The organism is Paracoccus sp. SSJ, from assembly GCF_030234105.1.
Lineage (GTDB): Bacteria > Pseudomonadota > Alphaproteobacteria > Rhodobacterales > Rhodobacteraceae > Paracoccus > Paracoccus denitrificans.
This window is the reverse complement of record NZ_JASSPE010000026.1, coordinates 1-17,815: the sequence shown is the minus strand read 5'-3', so window position 1 is coordinate 17,815 and position 17,815 is coordinate 1. Positions and strand designations below refer to the sequence as shown.

Annotated in this window: 16 protein-coding genes and 1 pseudogene; 11 read left to right on the top strand and 6 right to left on the bottom strand. The window is 68.7% G+C overall.

Going from position 1 to position 17,815, the window contains the following annotated elements:
* Positions 1 to 25 precede the first annotated feature (25 nt).
* A complete protein-coding gene (locus tag QPR87_RS20550) occupies positions 26 to 1,303 on the top strand; it encodes an NADH:flavin oxidoreductase/NADH oxidase family protein (RefSeq protein WP_285051147.1) in 1,278 nt (425 codons plus the stop codon).
* A gap of 13 nt (positions 1,304 to 1,316) precedes the next feature.
* Positions 1,317 to 2,006 carry a type 1 glutamine amidotransferase domain-containing protein gene (locus QPR87_RS20545; protein WP_285051146.1) on the top strand — a complete coding sequence of 230 codons (690 nt, stop codon included), beginning with the start codon at positions 1,317 to 1,319 and terminating at the stop codon, positions 2,004 to 2,006.
* An 89-nt stretch (positions 2,007 to 2,095) separates the two neighbouring features.
* On the opposite strand, the gene QPR87_RS20540 is transcribed toward QPR87_RS20545, so the two are convergent.
* Both QPR87_RS20540 and QPR87_RS20535 read right to left on the bottom strand, forming a co-directional pair.
* Entirely contained in the window at positions 2,096 to 4,087 is a 1,992-nt protein-coding gene (locus tag QPR87_RS20540) for a PhoX family protein (RefSeq protein WP_285051145.1), read from the bottom strand.
* 167 nt (positions 4,088 to 4,254) lie between these two features.
* Positions 4,255 to 6,018 carry a tetratricopeptide repeat protein gene (locus QPR87_RS20535; protein ID WP_233902062.1) on the bottom strand — a complete coding sequence of 588 codons (1,764 nt, stop codon included), beginning with the start codon at positions 6,016 to 6,018 and terminating at the stop codon, positions 4,255 to 4,257.
* A gap of 129 nt (positions 6,019 to 6,147) precedes the next feature.
* Here QPR87_RS20535 and QPR87_RS20530 point away from each other — a divergent pair, with 129 nt between their 5' ends.
* Genes QPR87_RS20530 through QPR87_RS20515 form a run of 4 tightly spaced genes read left to right on the top strand, consistent with a single transcriptional unit; the run spans position 6,148 to position 9,788 of the window.
* Positions 6,148 to 6,624: a GNAT family N-acetyltransferase gene (locus QPR87_RS20530; RefSeq protein ID WP_049792400.1), complete on the top strand. Its 477-nt coding sequence runs from the start codon at positions 6,148 to 6,150 to the stop codon at positions 6,622 to 6,624.
* A 47-nt stretch (positions 6,625 to 6,671) separates the two neighbouring features.
* The gene (locus QPR87_RS20525) at positions 6,672 to 7,841 is read left to right on the top strand and encodes a YcaO-like family protein (protein ID WP_285051144.1); all 1,170 of its coding nucleotides are present in this window, start codon (positions 6,672 to 6,674) and stop codon (positions 7,839 to 7,841) included.
* Positions 7,838 to 9,193 carry a TfuA-like protein gene (locus QPR87_RS20520; RefSeq protein WP_285051143.1) on the top strand — a complete coding sequence of 452 codons (1,356 nt, stop codon included), beginning with the start codon at positions 7,838 to 7,840 and terminating at the stop codon, positions 9,191 to 9,193. Before QPR87_RS20525 ends, QPR87_RS20520 begins: the two co-directional genes overlap by 4 nt.
* 49 nt (positions 9,194 to 9,242) lie before the next feature.
* Positions 9,243 to 9,788: a hypothetical protein gene (locus QPR87_RS20515; protein WP_011749717.1), complete on the top strand. Its 546-nt coding sequence runs from the start codon at positions 9,243 to 9,245 to the stop codon at positions 9,786 to 9,788.
* Between the two features lie 155 nt (positions 9,789 to 9,943).
* Here QPR87_RS20515 and QPR87_RS20510 read toward each other — a convergent pair whose 3' ends face one another.
* A complete protein-coding gene (locus QPR87_RS20510; RefSeq protein WP_285051142.1) occupies positions 9,944 to 11,026 on the bottom strand; it encodes a hypothetical protein in 1,083 nt (360 codons plus the stop codon).
* 120 nt (positions 11,027 to 11,146) lie between these two features.
* On the opposite strand from QPR87_RS20510, the gene QPR87_RS20505 reads away from it, so the two are divergent.
* From QPR87_RS20505 to QPR87_RS20495, 3 genes are all read left to right on the top strand, one after another.
* Positions 11,147 to 11,848, top strand: coding sequence for a Crp/Fnr family transcriptional regulator (locus QPR87_RS20505; protein ID WP_285051141.1), 702 nt, complete (start codon positions 11,147 to 11,149; stop codon positions 11,846 to 11,848).
* Between the two features lie 149 nt (positions 11,849 to 11,997).
* A complete protein-coding gene (locus QPR87_RS20500; protein WP_157137451.1) occupies positions 11,998 to 12,162 on the top strand; it encodes a hypothetical protein in 165 nt (54 codons plus the stop codon).
* A 79-nt stretch (positions 12,163 to 12,241) separates the two neighbouring features.
* Positions 12,242 to 13,243: a 4-hydroxyproline epimerase gene (locus QPR87_RS20495; protein WP_285051140.1), complete on the top strand. Its 1,002-nt coding sequence runs from the start codon at positions 12,242 to 12,244 to the stop codon at positions 13,241 to 13,243.
* Positions 13,244 to 13,486: 243 nt separating this feature from the next.
* Here QPR87_RS20495 and QPR87_RS20490 read toward each other — a convergent pair whose 3' ends face one another.
* Entirely contained in the window at positions 13,487 to 14,407 is a 921-nt protein-coding gene (locus tag QPR87_RS20490; protein ID WP_285051139.1) for a LysR family transcriptional regulator, read from the bottom strand.
* A 128-nt stretch (positions 14,408 to 14,535) separates the two neighbouring features.
* Between QPR87_RS20490 and QPR87_RS20485 the strand changes: the two genes are divergently transcribed.
* Positions 14,536 to 15,690 carry an aromatic ring-hydroxylating oxygenase subunit alpha gene (locus QPR87_RS20485; protein WP_285051138.1) on the top strand — a complete coding sequence of 385 codons (1,155 nt, stop codon included), beginning with the start codon at positions 14,536 to 14,538 and terminating at the stop codon, positions 15,688 to 15,690.
* Positions 15,575 to 16,120: a 2Fe-2S iron-sulfur cluster-binding protein gene (locus tag QPR87_RS20480; protein ID WP_350310469.1), complete on the top strand. Its 546-nt coding sequence runs from the start codon at positions 15,575 to 15,577 to the stop codon at positions 16,118 to 16,120. The genes QPR87_RS20485 and QPR87_RS20480 overlap by 116 nt, the downstream gene beginning before the upstream one ends.
* A 251-nt stretch (positions 16,121 to 16,371) precedes the next feature.
* Here QPR87_RS20480 and QPR87_RS20475 read toward each other — a convergent pair whose 3' ends face one another.
* Positions 16,372 to 17,577, bottom strand: a complete 1,206-nt coding sequence (locus QPR87_RS20475; RefSeq protein WP_285051136.1) for an NAD(P)/FAD-dependent oxidoreductase — start codon at positions 17,575 to 17,577, stop codon at positions 16,372 to 16,374.
* Positions 17,578 to 17,624: 47 nt separating this feature from the next.
* Positions 17,625 to 17,815 (bottom strand): annotated as a pseudogene (locus QPR87_RS20470) (ABC transporter permease); the annotation flags it as partial.

Here is a 17,815-nt window from a genome sequence, read left to right as displayed (position 1 = left end):
GTCACGATGCAAAGGATCTTGTCGCATGACCGCAACCACCCAGACCCCGCTGTTCCAGCCGCTGCAATTGCCCGGCGGGCAGATCGTCAAGAACCGCATCGCCAAGGCGGCGATGGAAGAGAACATGGCCGACACCCGCCATCTGCCCGGACCGGCGCTGCGCCGGCTGTATCGCGAATGGGCCCAGGGCGGGGCCGGGCTGCTGCTGACCGGAAACGTCATGGTCGCCCCCGATGCGGTGACCGGACCCGCCGGGGTGATCCTGGACGCCGGCCAGCCGCTGGGGCCGTTCCGCGAATGGGCGCAGGCTGGGCGCGCGGATGGTGCACGGCTGTGGATGCAGATCAACCATCCGGGCCGTCAGGTCTATGCCGCGACCAACCCGCAGGCCATCGCACCCTCGGCCGTGCCGGTGGCGATCGAGGGTTATGCGCATCTTTTCGCCCAGCCCCGCGCCATGTCTGATTCCGACATTGCCGAGGTGATCCGCCGCTTTGCCGACACCGCCGCGCTGGCGGAACAGGCCGGGTTCGGCGGCGTGCAGGTCCACGCCGCGCATGGCTATCTGCTGAGCCAGTTCCTGTCTCCGCTGACCAACCGGCGCGAGGATCGCTGGGGCGGCACGCTGGAGAACCGCGCGCGGCTGCTGGTCGAGATCGTCCGCGCCATCCGCGCCCGCGTAGCGCCGGGCTTCGGCGTGGGCGTCAAGCTGAACTCCTCGGACTTCCAGAAGGGCGGCTTCGCGGCCGAGGATGCGGTGGCCGTGGTGCGGATGCTGAACGAATTGCCCGTGGATCTGGTCGAACTTTCGGGCGGCAGCTACGAAAGCCCGGCCATGCATGGCCGTCCGCAACAAGCCAGCACCCGACAAAGCACTTTGGCCCGCGAAGCCTATTTCGTAGATTTCGCCCGCGACGTGGTGGCAGAGGCGCGGATGCCGGTGATGGTGACCGGCGGCATCCGCCGCCGCGCGACCGCCGAGGCGGCGCTGGCGCCCGAGGATGGTCGCGCGGGCGTGGCCATGGTGGGCATCGCGCAGGCGCTGGCCTATGCGCCGGACCTGCCGAACCGCTGGCACAAGGCCGAGGCGACGGTGACTGTCCCGATGGTGCGCTGGAAAAACCGGGCCATCTCGGGCCTCGCCACCATGGCGATGACCAAGCTGCAGCTGCGCCGGCTGGGCGCGGGCAAGGCACCGAAACCCGGCGCCTGGGCACCGCTGGTCCTGGTCCGCGACCGGATCAGGACCGCCCTGCGCAGCCGCCGCTATCGCGCCTGGTTGCGCCGCCGCGCCGGGGCGTGAAAGGATGGCGGGCATGGGCAAGCGCATCCTGCATGTCGTCACCAATCGCGACCATTACGACGATCCCGGCCGTCCGACCGGACTGTGGCTGTCGGAACTGAGCCATGCCTGGGACGTCTTCGCGGCCGAAGGGCACGCGCAGGACATCGTCAGCCCGGCAGGCGGCCGCTCGCCGCTGGAGCCGCGTGCGCTGAAATGGCCGCTGCTCGACGCCTCGGCCAGGGGCTGGCTGAACGATCCGGCGCGCATGGCGCTGCTGGAGCGGACGGCCGCGCCGGATCAGGTCGATCCCGAGGGCTATGACGCGATCTATTTCACCGGCGGGCACGGCGTGATGTGGGATTTCCCCGACAACGCCGGGTTGCAGGCGATCGCGCGGCGGATCTGGGAAAAGGGCGGCATCGTCTCCTCGGTCTGCCACGGCTATTGCGGGCTCCTGAACACGCGGCTTTCGGACGGCACGCTTCTGGTTGCCGGCCGGCAGGTGACCGGCTTTTCCTGGACCGAGGAAATCCTTGCCGGCGTGGCGCGGCACATGCCCTATGACGCCGAGGCCGAGATGAAGCGGCGGGGCGCACGCTACGGCAAGGCGCTGCTGCCATTCGTCTCGCATGTCGTCACCGACGGGCGGCTGGTGACCGGGCAGAACCCGGGATCGGCGAAAGCCATCGCCAGGCAGGTGGCGAGGCTGCTGCGGGGCTGAGGGCGGAAAGGCAAACAAGGTCATCGGCGCAGGGCCGGCAAGCGGAAAAGGGGGCGGTCTTTCGCCCCCTTTCCCGATCCGGCGTCCGGTCAGCCGATCCGGCCGCCGCCCTGTTTCGTGATCGCCACCACCGCCGGGCGCACCGGCATGTCGTCGCGGAAATCCGGCCAGCGGGTCGACAGATCCTCGTAATAGGACGGCCGGCCGTGGCCCTCCCAATCCTCGCCGCCGTCGCCCGGATGCTGCACGGCCACGAAAAAGGTGGTCAGGTCCGGCGTCGGACAGGGACCACACATCTCGGCGCCCACCGGCACCCGATAGAACAGCCGCGAGGTGCCGCGCGCGGCGCCCTCGACATCCACCGCCCACAGGCCGTCGGTGCGGCCCGTATCCTTGGGCGAGTTGCCGTCGGTCGAGACCCACAGCCGCCCGTCGCTGTCGATGGCGCAGTTGTCGGGCATGCCGAACCAGCCATTCGCAGTGGTCGCGGTCGAGAAGGTCGCGCCGACCTCGGCCACCGAAGGATCGCCGCATTGCAGCAGGATCTCCCAGGTGCCCTGCGTCGCCGCCAGGTCGCCGCCATCCTCGAGAATCTCGATGATATGGCCGAAGGCGTTCTCCACGCGCGGGTTGGCGGCGTTCGCCTCTTCGCGCTTGGTGTTGTTGGTCAGCATGACATAGGCCCGGCCGGTCTCGGCATTGGGCTCGATGTCCTCGGGGCGGTCCATCGGCGTCGCGCCCAGCAGGTCGGCGGCGCGGCGGGTCTCGATCAGCACGTCGGCCTGGCTCTCGAAGCCGTTCTCGGCGGTCAGCGGCCCCTGCCCATGCACCAGCGGCAGCCAGACGAAGCTGCCATCCTCGTCGAAGCGGGCGACGTAAAGCGTGCCCTCGTCCAGCAGGTCCAGGTTCGCGGCGCGGTCGTCCGGGTTGTAGCGGCCGGCGGTCACGAACTTGTAGACATAGTCGAAACGCTCATCGTCGCCGAGATAGAAGACGACGCGGCCGTCCTTGGCCAAGGCGCTCGCCGCCCCCTCGTGCTTGAAGCGGCCAAGCGCGGTGCGTTTCTTAGGCACCGAGTTCGGGTCCATGACATCGACCTCGACGATCCAGCCAAAGCGGTTGGGCTCGTTCGGTTCCTTGCCGATGTCGAAGCGGTCGTGGAACCTGCCCCAGGCATAGCTGTCCTCGGGGATGCCCATGCGCTTGTAGTTTTCGGCCTCGCGGTGGCCTTCGGGCAGCGCGCCGGTGAAATAGCCGTGGATGTTCTCTTCGGCCATGATGTAGGTGCCCCAGGGCGTGACGCCGCCGGCGCAGTTGTTGATCGTGCCCAGGACGCGGGTGCCGGTCGGGTCCGCCGCGGTCTGCATCCGCGCATGCCCGGTGGCCGGGCCGCGGATCTCCATCGGCGTCTTGGCGGTGATGCGACGGTTCAGCGCGCCGTCCAGCACCGGCTGCCATTTGCCGTCCACCTTGCGGATCTCGATAATCGTGCCGCCATGCGCGGCCATCTCGATGTCCACGCGCGCCTCGGTCGCCTCGGCCACGGCGATCTTGCCGTCCTCGACGGTAACGATGCCGGGGAACATCAGGTGTTCGTTGGTATATTCGTGGTTGACGACCAGCAGGCCGCGGTCATCGGCGCCGTCCAGCGGGATGAAGCCGACGAAGTCGTTGTTATAACCGAACTGGCGTTCCTGCGCGGCCTCGGACTGGTTCTTCGGGTCGAAATCCGGCGCATCGGCAAAGACCTTGTCGCCCCAGCGCAGCAGGATGTCCGCGTCATAGCCCTGGGCGACGTGATGGTCGGCATCGACGCCCGCCTCGACCTCGGGAAAGCTGAAGGCGGAGCCCTCGACGGCATCCTGGGCGCGGGCCTCGTCGGCGGCCAGCAGGGCGAAGGGGCTGACGGTGGCCGAGATCGCGGTCGCAGCCATCGAGCCCTTCAGGAAGCCGCGGCGCGAGAAGCGGGCGGCGATGATTTCGCCCATGGTGCGATTGTCGGTCGGATTGTGGCCCGGTCCGTCGGCCTCCTCCAACTGGCTGGTGCGGAAGACATGGCGGGAGGGATGTTGCTCGGTCATGAGACGCTCCTGGCTGATGGGGCGGCCCCGGCCAGAGACGGGACCGACCCATCCATAGCGGCCCAGTTTGACCAAAGAGTGACAGGGCCGGAAACGATGGCGCGGACCCGGCCCACCAAGGCGGCGGGCCCGATAGCCGCTGCGGGCGACCTTACCGCCGCCCGCCGTCAGGTCAGGCCGGCCTTTCGCAAGCCCTCGACGTAAAGCTCCAGGTCCTCGGCATGTTTCAGCGGGGGCACCTTGCGCCAATGCGCGATGGTGAAGTTCGGATGCACCCGCATCACCGCGCCGGCATGGCGGCGGGCTTCGTCCATCTGGCCCAGCAGCGCATGGCTGGCGGCCAGCAGCCGGTGCGCCTCGGACTGGTCGCGCATCCGCGAAAGGGTTTCGATGGTCTTGCCGTAATCGCCGTGGTGGAAATAGGCATCGCCCAGGAACCACAGATAGGCGTCCGGGAAATAGGGATTGAGCCGCATCGCCCGCTCCAGCAGCTGCACCGCCCGCTCGCCCTGCCGGACATAGGCGAGGCAGTCGCCGGTATAGGCCAGCAGATCCGCGTCGTTGGGATTCAGCGCCAGCGCATGCTCATAGGCGGCCAGCGCCTCGTCGTGCTGCTTCTTGTAGAGATGCGCCAGGCCCATCTCGGAAAAGCCGCGCGAGTCCAGGGCGTCGCATTGCACCGCCCGCTTGGCCAGGACCAGCGCCTGGTTCAACGCCGCATCGGGGTTGCTGGTCCAGTTGTAGCGCCATTCGACGTTGAAGGTCCGCGACATCGCCGCATAGCTGCGGCCATAGTCGGGATCGAGATCGCGGGCCTCTTCGAACAGGCGGCGGGCATGCAGGTTGGCATCGGGCAGGAAGCGCAGGCCCATGTCCTGGCCGCGCAGGACCAGCCCATAGGCGTAAAGCGCGGGATGGCTCTGCTCGGCCAGCCGGCGCCGTTCGTTCGCGTCAAGCTGGATCGCCACCCGGGCGGCGGTCATCGCGGTCACGTCGTCCTGAAAGTCGAAGATGTCCAGCATCACGCCGTCGTAGCGCTCGGACCAGATGGTATTTTCCGATTCCGCCTCGACCAGCTCGACGGTGATGCGCAGCCGGTTGCCGGCCCGGCGAAAGCTGCTGGTCATCAGGTAGCGCACGCCCAGCCGGCGCCCGATCTCGCGCAGCGACGAGGTCTGGGCGGCGGCCAGGAACGACGAATGCCGCGCGATCACCAGCAGGTGCCGGAACCGGCACAGGTTGGTGATCAGGTCGGCGACGATGCCATGGCACAGGTGCTGGTCGCCGGGATCGGCCGAAAGATTCTCCATCGGCAGGATCGCCAGCGACGTGTCGGGCAGGCCGGGATCGACCCTGCGCGGCACATCTCGCAGCGGGACGGCGGCGGCCGCGGCGGGAGAGGCGGGCGCCGCGGCATAGATCTCGACCGGGGCCGAGATGTTCTTCAGCCGCCGCCGCCCCAGCGAGCGCAGCACCAGTTCCGGGTTGTCGCGCACGATGCGATAGACGGTCTCGGTGACGCAGATGCCGCCGGGATCGGCAAAGCCCTGGATCCGCGCGGCCAGGTTGACGCTGTGGCCGTAAACCCCCTCCTGCCCCTCGAACGTCTCGCCCAGCGAGATGCCGACGCGCCAGGCGATCGGCTCCCGCGCCTCGGCCCAGGCGGATTCGCGGGACAGTTCGCGCTGCATCTCGATCGCGAAATGCAGCGCCTTGGGCGCATCCTGGAACACCGCGACCAGCCCGTCCCCGGCCGTGTTGACCACGGTGCCGCCATAATCCCCGACCAGGTTGCGGATCAGCGCGATCGAGCGCGTCAGCCGCAGGATCGTGCCGGCCTCGTCCTGCTCGATCAGGCGGGTATAGCCGTGAATGTCGGCATAAAGCACCGCCTGAAGGCGGGGGCCGGTCAGACCGGGCTGTGCGATCATGGCTCGTCCAAGGCTCCTTTCGGGCATCAGAAATCCACCGGCACCCGGCCTGTCAAGCCCGGATCGGGGCGGCCCGGCCTGCCGCAAGGGGATCCGTGACAGCGCCCGGATCGGCACTATACTATCCGCATGAAACCCGACAGGCACCCCATATCGCAATTCGGCCTGCGCCCGGCGCGTCCCGAGGAATTTCCCTTTGCCGAGGCGATCTATATCGACGCGATGCGGCCCCTGATGCTGCAACTGGACGCCTGGGACGAGCCGATGCGCCGGGCGATGATCCGGCGGTCGTTCAAGGCGGCGGATTCGCGCATCATCACCCTGGAGGGCCGGGACATCGGCTGGATGCAGGTGACGGAACGGGACGCCGACTACAACCTCGCCCAGCTCCAGATCCTCGGGGATTATTGCGGCCGGGGCATCGGCTCGCGCATCATCCGCGACTTGCAGGACAGGGCGGCGCGGGAAGGCAGGACCGTCTCGCTGTCGGTGGTGCGCACCAACCGGGCCATCGCCCTTTACCTGCGGCTGGGCTTTCGCATGATCGACCCCAAGGCCACGCCGATCCTGGACATGGTCTGGGTGCCGGAAGGACTGGACCGCTGAGCCGCGAGGCCGGCCATAAGGGCCACCGCACCGGCTGCCACCGCAGCGTGGCGCCGGCCGAAACCATAGCGCGGGTCCGGCCGCTGATGGCGCGGATGGGCATCACCCGCGTCGCCAATGTCACCGGGCTGGACCGGATCGGCCTGCCGGTGGTCATGGTCTGCCGGCCGAACGCCCGCTCGTTGGCGGTATCGCAGGGCAAGGGGCTGGACATGGACGCCGCCACCGCCTCGGGCCTGATGGAGGCGGCCGAGCTTTATCACGCCGAGCATATCGAGGCGCCGCTGAAACTGGGCAGCCTGAACGAGCTGGCCCATTCCCACCGGATGATCGACCTGGACCGGCTGGCCAGGGTCTCGGACCGCTTCCACCGGGACTTGCCGATGCTGTGGATCCAGGGACGCGACCTCGTCTCGGGCGAAGAACGCTGGGTGCCCTTCGAATGCGTGCGCGCGAACTATACCCTGCCGCCGCCGCCCGGCAGCGGCTGCTTTCTCTGCAGCAGCAACGGGCTGGCCTCGGGCAACACCATGGCCGAGGCGACCTGCCACGCGATCTGCGAACTGATCGAGCGCGACGCCACCACCCTGTGGCACCAATCCCCGCCCGAGCGCCGGGCCGAGACCGGGCTGGACCTGGAAAGCGTCGCCGACCCGGCCTGCCGTGCGGTGCTGGACCGGCTGCAAGGCGCCGGTTTCGACGTGCATGCCTGGCAGGTCGCCAGCGACCTCGGCGTGCCGGCCTTCTTCTGCCTGATCTCGGACCGGCGCGACCGGGGGGCGCATCACGGCATCGGCGCCGGCGCCCATCCCACCCGCGCCATCGCGCTGCTGCGGGCGCTGACCGAAGCCGCGCAGGTGCGCTGCACCTATATCTCGGGCGCACGCGACGACCTGCAACCCGAGGAATACGGCCGGCACGCGCTGGACCAGAAGGCCCGCGCCGCCGCCGGCATGCGCGCCAGCCACCGGCCGATGGTGAATTTCGCGGCGCTGGACGAATTCGTCTCGGACGATTTCGCCGAGGACCTGGACTGGTTGCTGGCCCGGCTGCGCGCGGTCGGCATCGACGAGGCGGTCGCGGTGGACCTGCGCAAGCCGGGGCTGGACCTGCCGGTGGTGCGGGTGGTGATCCCGGGGCTGGAGGCCCCTTGCGATCACCCCGCCTGGCGGCCGGGGCCAAGGGCGCTCGCCGCCGCGCGGGCCGCGGCGCCATGAGCGTGATCGTCTTCGCCGGCCCCTCGCTGCGGCAGGCGGACCGCACCGCCTTCGCGCAGTTCCGGTTCCTGCCGCCGGTGCAGCAGGGCGACCTGTATCGCGCCGCGCGCCAGCGGCCGCGGGCCATCGGCCTGATCGACGGGTGCTTCGACGGCGTGCCGGCGGTGTGGCACAAGGAAGTGCTCTGGGCGATCTCGCAAGGCATCGCCGTCTTTGGCGCCTCCAGCATGGGCGCGCTGCGCGCCGCCGAACTTGCACCCTTCGGGATGCGGGGCGTCGGCCGCATCTTCCGGGATTTCCACGAGGGCCGGCTGACCGACGACGACGAGGTGGCGCTGCTTCACGGCCCGGCCGAGACCGGCCATGCCGCCCTGAGCGAGCCGATGGTCAATATCCGCGCCACCGCCGCCGCCGCGCTGGCCGCGGGCATCCTTGACGCGCCGGCGGCCGCGCATCTGCTGGCAACGGCCAAGGCGCTGTTCTACCAGCAGCGCGACTGGCCCGCCATCCTGGCGGCGGCAGAGCAGGTGCCCGCAACGATGCGCGACCGGCTTGCCGCCTGGCTGCCCGACGGCCGCATCGACCAGAAGCGCGCGGATGCGCTGGAGATGCTGCATGTTCTTCAGGCGCATGTCGCGCGGGACGAGCCGCCCCCGCGGGCGGAATTCACCTTCGAATGGACCGAAGCCTGGGCCTCGGCCCCCTGGCTCGCCGCGCATGGCGACGGGATCGAGGCAGGGGATGCGCTGATGCTCGACGCGCTGCGCCTGCAGGGCGAGCCCTATCTGCGCCTGCGGCGCGCCGCCCTGCTGCGGCAACTGGCCGCCGAGACCGCCACGCGCGAGCGGCGCGGGGTGCAGCCAGACCATGTCGCCGAGGCCGCATTGGCGTTTCGCCTGCCGCGCGGCCTGCTGCGCGGGCAGGACATCGACCGCTGGGCGGCGGAAAACGGGTTGGATCGCCCCGGCTTCGATCGGCTGATGGCGGGGCTGGCGGGACTCGAGGCGCTGGCACGGGACCGCGATGCGGCGCTGGCGCCTGCGATCCTGGACCAGCTTCGGCTGGAGGGCGGCTACAAGGCGCTCCGCGACCGCACCGCCAAGGCCGGGACTGCCGATCCGCCGCTGCCGCTGCCCCTGCTGCTGGCCTGGCATTTCCACACCCGCCTTGGCCGAGACCTGCCCGAGGATCTGGAACAATACGCCGGCAGCCTGGGATTTCGCGATCTGGCGCATTTCCACGCCGCGCTGGCCCGCGACCATGCGCTTTGGCTGAAAGACGGGCAGCCGGCGCCGGACGGGACCGCAGGCCGACAAAGCCATCGACAGCCGCCACCCGGCGGCTTAACCTGAGGTTGCGGATTCCCGGACCCGAAAAATCCCACCCATGGCGGAGATTGCGATGTCGGAGACCTTGCTGAGCCCCTCGAACCTGCTGCTCTTCGGCCGCGTGGTCGAGGATTTGCAGATCCGCGCACCCTCGGCGCAGGACAAGCGCGGCGACCCCCGGCACGGCCCCTTCCCCCAGCCCCGCGGCGGCACGCCCGGCCAGCTTGAACGGCAATTGCAGGCCGAGGATGCGAATTTCGCCCGCATCTACGGCTTTGCCTTCGAGGGGCTGTATCGCGTCCTGCCGCGCCCGGCGCTGTTTCTGGTGCACGGACCGGGGCTGGAGGCCGGGCAGGTCATGTCGCGGCTGCACCTGCCGCAGGATGCGCCGGCCGGATCGCCGCCCCAGGCGGCGGGTGCGGGACACGTCCTGCCCCAGCCCGACGACCTGATGGTCTGGTCCTACGACAAGGCCGATTACTCGATCCGGCTGGACATACGCTCGGGCATGTTCGAGCAATTGCTGCTGGACCCTTCCGGCGCGCCGGAGGCCCGCGGCATGAGCGTCCACGGAATGAGCGTGCGGGGCATGAGCGTAAACAGCGACAACAAGGACTAGGCGCATTCCGCCCGCCGCCCCTGCCCCCGGCTGGACAAGCCAGGAAAACAAGGGTCAGGATCGTCACGATCCTGACCCTTTCTTTCAGAGAGAGACTTAAAACAAGGTAATGATCAAATGCTCTGAAATTCTCGGCGGCAGAGACGATGGGCCTGTCAGGCGCAGGCCACTATCGCCGGATGCTCGTCGCCGGCAGGGGCTTCGGCCTGTATCGCGGGACGGGCTGCCGGGGCGTCCGGGACCAGTGCCAGCGGAACGGCCAGCAGCCTTGCCGCCTCATGCCACAACGACGCCTCGGCGGCGATCAACCGCCGCATGGCCGCCTTGCCTTGCGGGCGCTTGGCGGATCGCGCCAGGGCGCGATAGTCGGAAACGAGCCCGCCCAGCAGATGGTCCAGATCCTGCATGGCCTGCTCAAGCCGCCGGGTCGCGCCGGACTGGGTGGCGGTCTGGGTCGCGATGGACAGGACCATGGCGATTTGCGGCCGGGCCTCGCGCAGCGGCTGGTATGCCCGGGACAGATCGACGCACAGGTCCACCAGATCGGGCAGGCGGGCGGCGGCGGGACCAAGCTGCCCGGCGATCTCGTCGGGGGACAGCGGGGTCGTGGCCGCCTGGCTTTCCAGCCGGATCAGGATCTGGGCCAGATCGTCGCGTTGCGCCAGCGCCATGCCCTCGTCACGCTCCAGGAACGCTTCGATCGCCGCGGCAAGCTCGAAGGCAGCCGCCTCGATCCGGGCGCTGGCGCGGCTCATCGGGCCGTCGGTCTCTTCCAGCCGTTGCAGTTCGGTTGCCAGCGCAGCCCAAAGCCGCTGCTCGCTCAGCCGGATCATGCCGGCGCTTTTATGCGGAGTGCGGGCCCGGCCGCGCGACGTCTCTCGCGCGCGCTCCAGATTGGCGGCAATGTCGCTCAACTGTGCCGCGAGTCCTACGCCCGGCGCGACCTCTGCCGGCAAGGCGGCAAGCCTGGCCGCGGCATCGACCTGCATCATCAACGACCGCACGCGGGGCATGAGTTGTTCAAGGCAGTAATGCGACATCGCACGCAGGCTGGCCTGCCCGTCGACAGCCGCATGGGCCATGATCCCGGCCCGGCGGGCCAGGACCTGCGGCCGATCCGCCTGGAACCGGGCGCGAAGCTGCACATGCAGCGCAGCCATGGTCAACTGGTGCAGCACGCCGCGGATCGCGGGCAGCGGCTCCTTGGCAAAAGATGGTGCGGAATGTCTGATCGACATGAAACACGCCCTCTGATTGCAAAATTTTTCCAAAACATGCCGCAACCGGCACGGCAGTTCTGTGCGCGGGCGCACAGAGGACGGCCTTTATGATACAAGTTATTGATTGACATGGAAAACATGACGAAAATTATGGATCTGGCCGATCTTCCCTGGTTCGCCGGGCTGCCGGACGAAGTGCTGGCGGGAATCGAATCCGGCTCGCGCCGCCGCCATGCCGACCGGGGCCAGCTGATCATCGAGCGCGGAGAGCCGGGGGACTCGGTGCTCTTCGTCCTGTCCGGGCACGTCCTGGCCGTGCAATGGACGCGAAGCGGCCGCGAGATCGTCTATAGCGAGATCGCCCCGGGCAGCGCCTTCGGCGAATTGTCGGTGCTGTCCGGGATGCCGCGCTCGCTGTCGCTTTACGCGCGCACGGCTTGCGTCCTGCTCGAAACGCCGGGCACCCTGCTGACCGGGCTCATGGATACCCAGCCGCAGGTCCGGCAGGCGGTGATCCAGGGCCTCGTCCGGCGGATCCACGACCTGACCGAACGGGTGCAGGAGCTGACCGCGCTGGATGTCGAGGAACGGCTGCGCGCCTATCTGCTGCGCGTCTCGCTGGAGCATGGCGGCCTGGAGCCGGGCCGCCGGATGCCCGATCCGCCGACCCATGCCGAAATGGCGAACATCATCGGCGCGAACCGCGAGGCGGTCAGCCGGGCGCTGGCCAAGCTCAGCCGCGCGGGCATCATCGAATCCGGGCGGAAATACCTGCGCATCATGCAGCCCGACGCCCTGATCCCGGACGATACGGGAAGGGGCGACTGCCCTTCGCGATAGCATCCGCCGAAACCGGGTATCATTGGCCCCGCGTCACGCGCACCCGATCCCGGTTCATCCCGACGCCCGCGACGGGAAAGCTCACCCGGCTGCCCCGCGGACCCCCTGCCCCTCTGCCTTTACGGTCCGATCGGCGAAGAGCCTGGGCTTTGGGGAGGCTTGCCGCTGCCGAGCAGATCCTGGGCGTGCAGACCGACCTGACCCGCATCTACCAAGGCTTTCCCGAACCCAAGAAACTGCCCCCACAGCCTTTCCTGACCATCGGCGCCAAGGCTACGCTGGCGATCCGCGAACGCAGGGCCGGGATCGAGTGAACCACCCGGACGGCTTCACCCGCCGAACGCCGGCCCAATCGACACGCTGAACGTCAAGCCATTTGCAAAGGTCCGATCCATGCGCCACCGTTTTTTCTGCATCGACAGCCATACCTGCGGCAACCCGGTCCGGGTCGTCGCCGGGGGTGCGCCGCTCTTGCCGCATCTGCCGATCTTCGAACGCCGCAACCTGTTCCTGCGCGACCACGACTGGGTGCGCACCGCGCTGATGTTCGAGCCGCGCGGCCATGACATCATGTCGGGCGCGATCCTCTATCCCGCCTTCCGCGAGGATTGCGACTTCGCAGCCCTGTTCATCGAGGTCTCGGGCTGCCTGCCGATGTGCGGCGCCGGCACCATCGGCCTTGCCACCGTCGCCATCGAGGAAGGGCTGGTCACCCCGAAAACCCCCGGCCGGCTGGCCATCGAGACCCCGGCCGGCCGCGTCGACGTGGAGTATGCGATGCAGGGCGAACGCGTCGCCTCGGTGCGGCTGTTCAACGTCCCCAGCTTCCTGCACAGCGCCGATATTGCCGTCGACGTGCCGGGGCTTGGCCCGCTGGTCGTGGACATCGCCTATGGCGGCAATTTCTACGCGGTGATCGAGCCGCAGGAGAGCTGGGCCGGCCTCGACGGCATGAGCGCGGCCGAGATCGTGACGCATAGCCGCGCCCTGCGCGAAGCCCTGGCCGAGATCGGCGAAGCGGTCGTCCATCCCGAGGACGACCGCATCCGCGGCGTCCATCACGCCATCTGGTGCGACGGCCCGGACGGGCCGGATTGCGACGGGCGGGACGCGGTCTTCTATGGCGACAAGGCCATCGACCGCTCGCCCGGCGGCACCGGCACCTCGGCGCGGATGGCGCAGCTTCATGGCAAGGGCCGGCTGGCGGTGGGCGAGAGTTTCCGCAACAAGAGCCTGATCGGCACCGTCTTCGAGGGCCGGGCCGAGCAGGCGGTGACGGTGGGCGACTATCCCGGCATCCTGCCCAGCATCGGCGGCTGGGCCCGGATCACCGGCCACAACACCATCCTGGTCGATGACGACGACCCCCTGCGCCACGGGTTCCAGATTGCCTGAGCAAGGCTGCAGGAGGAAAACACCCGCTTTGATCGTATGATCATAGTCATTGGCCGTGGGCCGGGCGATTGCGGCGCTCAGGGGAGGGCTGGCCCGGCCTGCGCCTGGATCGCCCGATCCTTCCTGATGGATACGGCCCGCCCATGGGGCTTGCGAGTTGTCGGCGCGCATTCGGCGCCCCGCCCTGCCCTGACGAACCCTGCCGAACGGCGCGGTCCCCGGCGTCCCGGCATTCCGAGGCCGTCAGGCCGGGGCGTGATGGCGGGCGGCGAAATAGCCAATGGCATGCTGGGTGAAGCGCCGCGCGACAAGCCCCCGATGCGCGCCATCGCGCGAGGCCAGCACGATGCGCAGCGGGCGCAGGTCGTTCGTGATCAGCAAGGTCCTGACCTTGCCCCCGTCATAGGTCATCGACGACGGGGGCCGCATCACCAGCAGCGTAAAGCCGAAACCCGCCGCGACCGCACTGCGCACCGCCTCCAGCGAGGTCGAGACGTAGGAGACCGGCGGGCTGATCCCGCTTTCGGCCAGAAGCTCCTCGAAATAGCTGCGGCTTCCGGGCCCTTCCAGCATGACATAGGGCTCGTCGGCCAGATCGGCGAGGTCGATGGAATCGCGCCCGGCAAGCGGGTGATCGGCGGCAAGAACCACCATCGGCCGCAATGCCGCAAGCTGCACGAAGGCCAGCCCCTGGGGATCGCTGCCCCGATCATAGGTCAGTGCCAGGTCGATCGAACCGTCGCGCAGCGCATCGGCCAGATTGGCCAGCGCCATCTCGCGCTGCCGCACGATCACCCCCGGCACCGCCTCGCCGAAACTGCGGATCAGCCCCGCGGCGTAAAAGGGCGACAGCGTTCGGAACACGCCCAGCCGGATCTCTCCGGCGGTCTCGGCCGCCAGTGCCGCCGCCTCGCGCTCGACCTGCCCGGCCTGTTCCTCAAGGCGGTTCACATGCTCAAGGAACAGCCGGCCCTGCAGCGTCAGCGTCAGCCCGCGCGCATGATGCCGCTCGAACAGCACCAGGCGGGTCACGTCCTCGAGCTTTTCCAGCGCCTGCGCCACCGAGGGCTGAGAGATGTTCAGCGCGCGCGCGGCCTGCGCAATGCCGCCATGCTCGGCGACGGCGCGGAAATAGGCGCATTGGCGCAGCGTGAAGCGAACCATATTTTACCTGTCTTAATCATCGGATATTCAAGTTTTCATATTTCTTGCAAAAAGGTCAAGCTGGTTCCCGACCAGCGGCCCGCGCGAACAGGCTGTCCGCTTCCCACGCCAAGACAAGGAGCGCCCCGATGTCTCTAGCCCAACCCCTTGCCGAACTGCTCGAAGCCGCCGACCGGCCGCTCGAGGACGCGCGCGCCATGCCGCCGGGCGTCTATACCAACCCCGAATTCCTGTCCCATGAGATCGAGACCATCTTCTCGAAGAAATGGATCTGTGTCGGCCGCTCCAGCCGGCTTGCCAAGACCGGCGACTATCTGACCTATGACCTTGCCGGCCAGCCCGTCGTGGTCCTGCGCGGCAAGGATGGCCAGTTGCGCGCCTTCTCGAACGTCTGCCTGCATCGCATGTCGACGCTGGTCGAGGGCTGCGGCAACAAGCGGGTGCTGGTCTGCCCCTATCACGCCTGGACCTATGACCTCGACGGCCGCCTGCGAGGGGCGCCGTTCATGACCCAGACCACCGGCTTCTGCAAGGAGAACTACGCCCTGCCCCCGATCCGCTGCGAGGAATGGCTGGGCTGGATCTACATCACGCTCGACAAGGACCGCCCCGGCGTCGCCGCGGCCTTGGGCCCGCTGGAAAAGCTGATCGCCCCCTATGAGATGGAGAACTATGTCGAGTGCTTCCGCGAGACCCATGTCTGGGACACGAACTGGAAGGTGCTCGCCGAGAACTTCATGGAAAGCTATCACCTGCCGGTCTGCCATGCCGCGACCGTGGGCGGCCATTCCAGGCTCGAGGAAATGGAGTGCCCTCCGGGCCTCGAAGCCTTCAACTATCACTGGATCACCAAGGAAGCCTCGCTGCCGATGGGAAATGCGCATCCCGACAATCGCCGGCTCGAGGGACGCTGGCGCAAGACCACGGCCCTGATCACGCTTTATCCCAGCCATCTGATCACGCTGACGCCGGGCTATTTCTGGTATCTGTCGCTGCATCCCAAGGGCACCGGCCAGGTGTCGATCGTCTTTGGCGGCGGCCTTTCGCCCGAGTTCATGGCCGATCCGCGCGCCGAGGAATATGTCGCGACGCTCAAGGGCCTGCTGGACGAGGTCAATGCCGAGGATCGCGGCTGCACCGAAAAGGTGTTCCGCGGCCTCAGCGCGGATGCGGCGCGGGCGGGGCATCTGTCCTATCTGGAACGCCCGATCCACGACTTCATGCGCTACATCGCCGAGCGGACAGGCGGCTACCGGCGCGCGTTCGCCGTCGCCGCCGAATAAGGCCGTCGCCGGAAATGGTCGAGGCCGTGGCGGGTGGCCCGTGCCGCCCGCCGCGGCTGCAATCGGGGCGCGGATGGGCGCGCCTCGCAGGACGACGGAGAGGAATACGGTGCCCTTCATAACCTGGCGTGACGCCGATGGCACGGAAATCAGCGCGAATGTCGCCGCGGGAACCAATCTGATGCGGGCTGCCGTCGATGCCGGCGTGCAGGGCATTCACGGCGATTGCGGCGGAGCCCTGGCCTGCGCGACCTGCCATGTCGCCACCGATACCGCCTGGGCCGAGCGGCTGGGTCCGCCCGACGCACTGGAGGACGAGATGCTGGACATGGTCGAGGGCGAACGGACCCCCACCAGCCGGCTGAGCTGCCAGATCCTCGCACGGGACGAGTTGGAGGGGCTGGTGCTTATCGTGCCCGCCAGCGGCTGACGAGGGGCCGGGCGCGCCCGGACGGGCAGCCGCCCGGGTGAACCGGCCCGCATCGCAATGAAGCCCGTTCCCGCCTGACGCATTGCCCCGCCCTAGCCACAAGGGCGGGGCTTCGGCGGCTCGGCGCCCCCAACGCCCGACCGCCTGCGCCCGACAGGAAGGCGAATGAAAGCGCGGCCCGCACGCCCGATGGCGCACGCCCTGTCGCGGACGGCGCGGCGGGCCCGGCGGCCTTTCCGCGCCGCAAGGCGCTAGCGCAACAATGCCTTCAGGTCGGTGGCGGCATCGGCGACAAGTCGGGGATCGGCGGTCCTGCCCGCCTCGATCAGGCGCTTGCCGACCATGAAAGCGCGGGGGTCGTTCATGGCATCGACCGCCAGCAGCCTGTCGCCGGCATAATACCAGATGCTGACCGCCTCGCCCTCGCCGGGCCGGGCAACGACGCGGTCGTAGCCGGCATTCAGCCCCGCGATCTGCAGCTTGCAATCATATTGGTCGGACCAGAACCACGGCTTCGGCACATAGTCCTTGTCCGCCCCCATGATGTTCGCGGCGACGAGTTCGGCCTGGTCGATGGCGTTGCCGACCGATTCCAGCCGGATCTGCACGCCGTCCAGCGGAAAGGACGCGCAATCCCCCGCCGCCCAGACATTGGCGGCCGATGTCCGCCCCCGCGCATCGGTGCGGATGCCGTTCTCCAGTACGATCCCGGCGGCCTCGGCCAGGGCGGTGGCGGGAACGATGCCGACCCCCGCGATGACGAAATCGGCCGGCAGCACGCGCCCGTCCTTCAGGCGCACGCCGGCGACATGGCCCTTGCCCAGAATCCGGTCGACCCCCTCTCCCTCGATGATCGCGGCGCCATGGCCGGCATGGAGCTTGCGGAAGTAAAGCGCGGTCTCGGGCGCGGCCACGCGCTGCAGGATGCGCGGCGCCATCTCGATCACCGTCACCTCCAGCCCCAGCTTGCGTGCGACCGCGGCGGCCTCGAGCCCGATATAGCCGCCGCCGATCACGACGAGACGGCGGCCGGGCACGAACCCGGCGCGGATGGCGTCGATATCGGCCAGGGTGCGGACGGTATGGACGCCGCCAAGCGCCCCACCCATCTCCGCCGGCAGGCGGCGGGGAACCGAGCCGGTGGTCAATGCCAGTTCGTCATAGGCCAGCACCTCCTCGCCCACCGTCACGGTGCGCGCGGCGGGGTCGATCGCGGTGACCGGAGTGCCCAGCTTCAGGGTGATCCGGTTCTCGGCCCAGAAATCGGCCGAACGCAGCCACAGGCGCTCCTCCTCCATCTCGCCCAGCAGATAGGCCTTGGACAACGGCGGCCGCTGATAGGGGGGCGCGGGCTCGTCGCCGATCACCGTGATCTCTCCCTGGAACTTCAGCGCGCGCAACCTGGCCGCCAGGGCGGCCCCGGCCTGTCCCGCGCCGATGACAACGACATGCGGCATGATTTTCCCTCTCAAGCTGTCTGTTGAAGCCGTTTCGCGCCCCTGCCTCACCCTGGGGTCAGCCCTCTGAGTTTTTCGGATCTTCTTCTGAGCATCTCGACGGTTGTGAGAAGCGCGATGGAGAAGATGACCAGCAGCGTGGCGACGGCGAGGATGGCGGGCGAGATCTGCTCGCGGATGCCGTTCCACATCTGGCGCGGGATGGTCTGCTGGTCCGGCCCGGCGATGAACAGCACCG

Coding starts and splice junctions, on each gene's coding strand:
- QPR87_RS20550 (WP_285051147.1), top strand. CDS start 26: ATGACCGCAACCACCCAGACCCCGCTGTTCCAGCCGCTGCAATTGCCC.
- QPR87_RS20545 (WP_285051146.1), top strand. CDS start 1,317: ATGGGCAAGCGCATCCTGCATGTCGTCACCAATCGCGACCATTACGAC.
- QPR87_RS20540 (WP_285051145.1), bottom strand. CDS start 4,087: ATGACCGAGCAACATCCCTCCCGCCATGTCTTCCGCACCAGCCAGTTG.
- QPR87_RS20535 (WP_233902062.1), bottom strand. CDS start 6,018: ATGATCGCACAGCCCGGTCTGACCGGCCCCCGCCTTCAGGCGGTGCTT.
- QPR87_RS20530 (WP_049792400.1), top strand. CDS start 6,148: ATGAAACCCGACAGGCACCCCATATCGCAATTCGGCCTGCGCCCGGCG.
- QPR87_RS20520 (WP_285051143.1), top strand. CDS start 7,838: ATGAGCGTGATCGTCTTCGCCGGCCCCTCGCTGCGGCAGGCGGACCGC.
- QPR87_RS20515 (WP_011749717.1), top strand. CDS start 9,243: ATGTCGGAGACCTTGCTGAGCCCCTCGAACCTGCTGCTCTTCGGCCGC.
- QPR87_RS20510 (WP_285051142.1), bottom strand. CDS start 11,026: ATGTCGATCAGACATTCCGCACCATCTTTTGCCAAGGAGCCGCTGCCC.
- QPR87_RS20505 (WP_285051141.1), top strand. CDS start 11,147: ATGACGAAAATTATGGATCTGGCCGATCTTCCCTGGTTCGCCGGGCTG.
- QPR87_RS20495 (WP_285051140.1), top strand. CDS start 12,242: ATGCGCCACCGTTTTTTCTGCATCGACAGCCATACCTGCGGCAACCCG.
- QPR87_RS20490 (WP_285051139.1), bottom strand. CDS start 14,407: ATGGTTCGCTTCACGCTGCGCCAATGCGCCTATTTCCGCGCCGTCGCC.
- QPR87_RS20485 (WP_285051138.1), top strand. CDS start 14,536: ATGTCTCTAGCCCAACCCCTTGCCGAACTGCTCGAAGCCGCCGACCGG.
- QPR87_RS20480 (WP_350310469.1), top strand. CDS start 15,575: ATGCGGCGCGGGCGGGGCATCTGTCCTATCTGGAACGCCCGATCCACG.
- QPR87_RS20475 (WP_285051136.1), bottom strand. CDS start 17,577: ATGCCGCATGTCGTTGTCATCGGCGCGGGACAGGCCGGGGCCGCCCTG.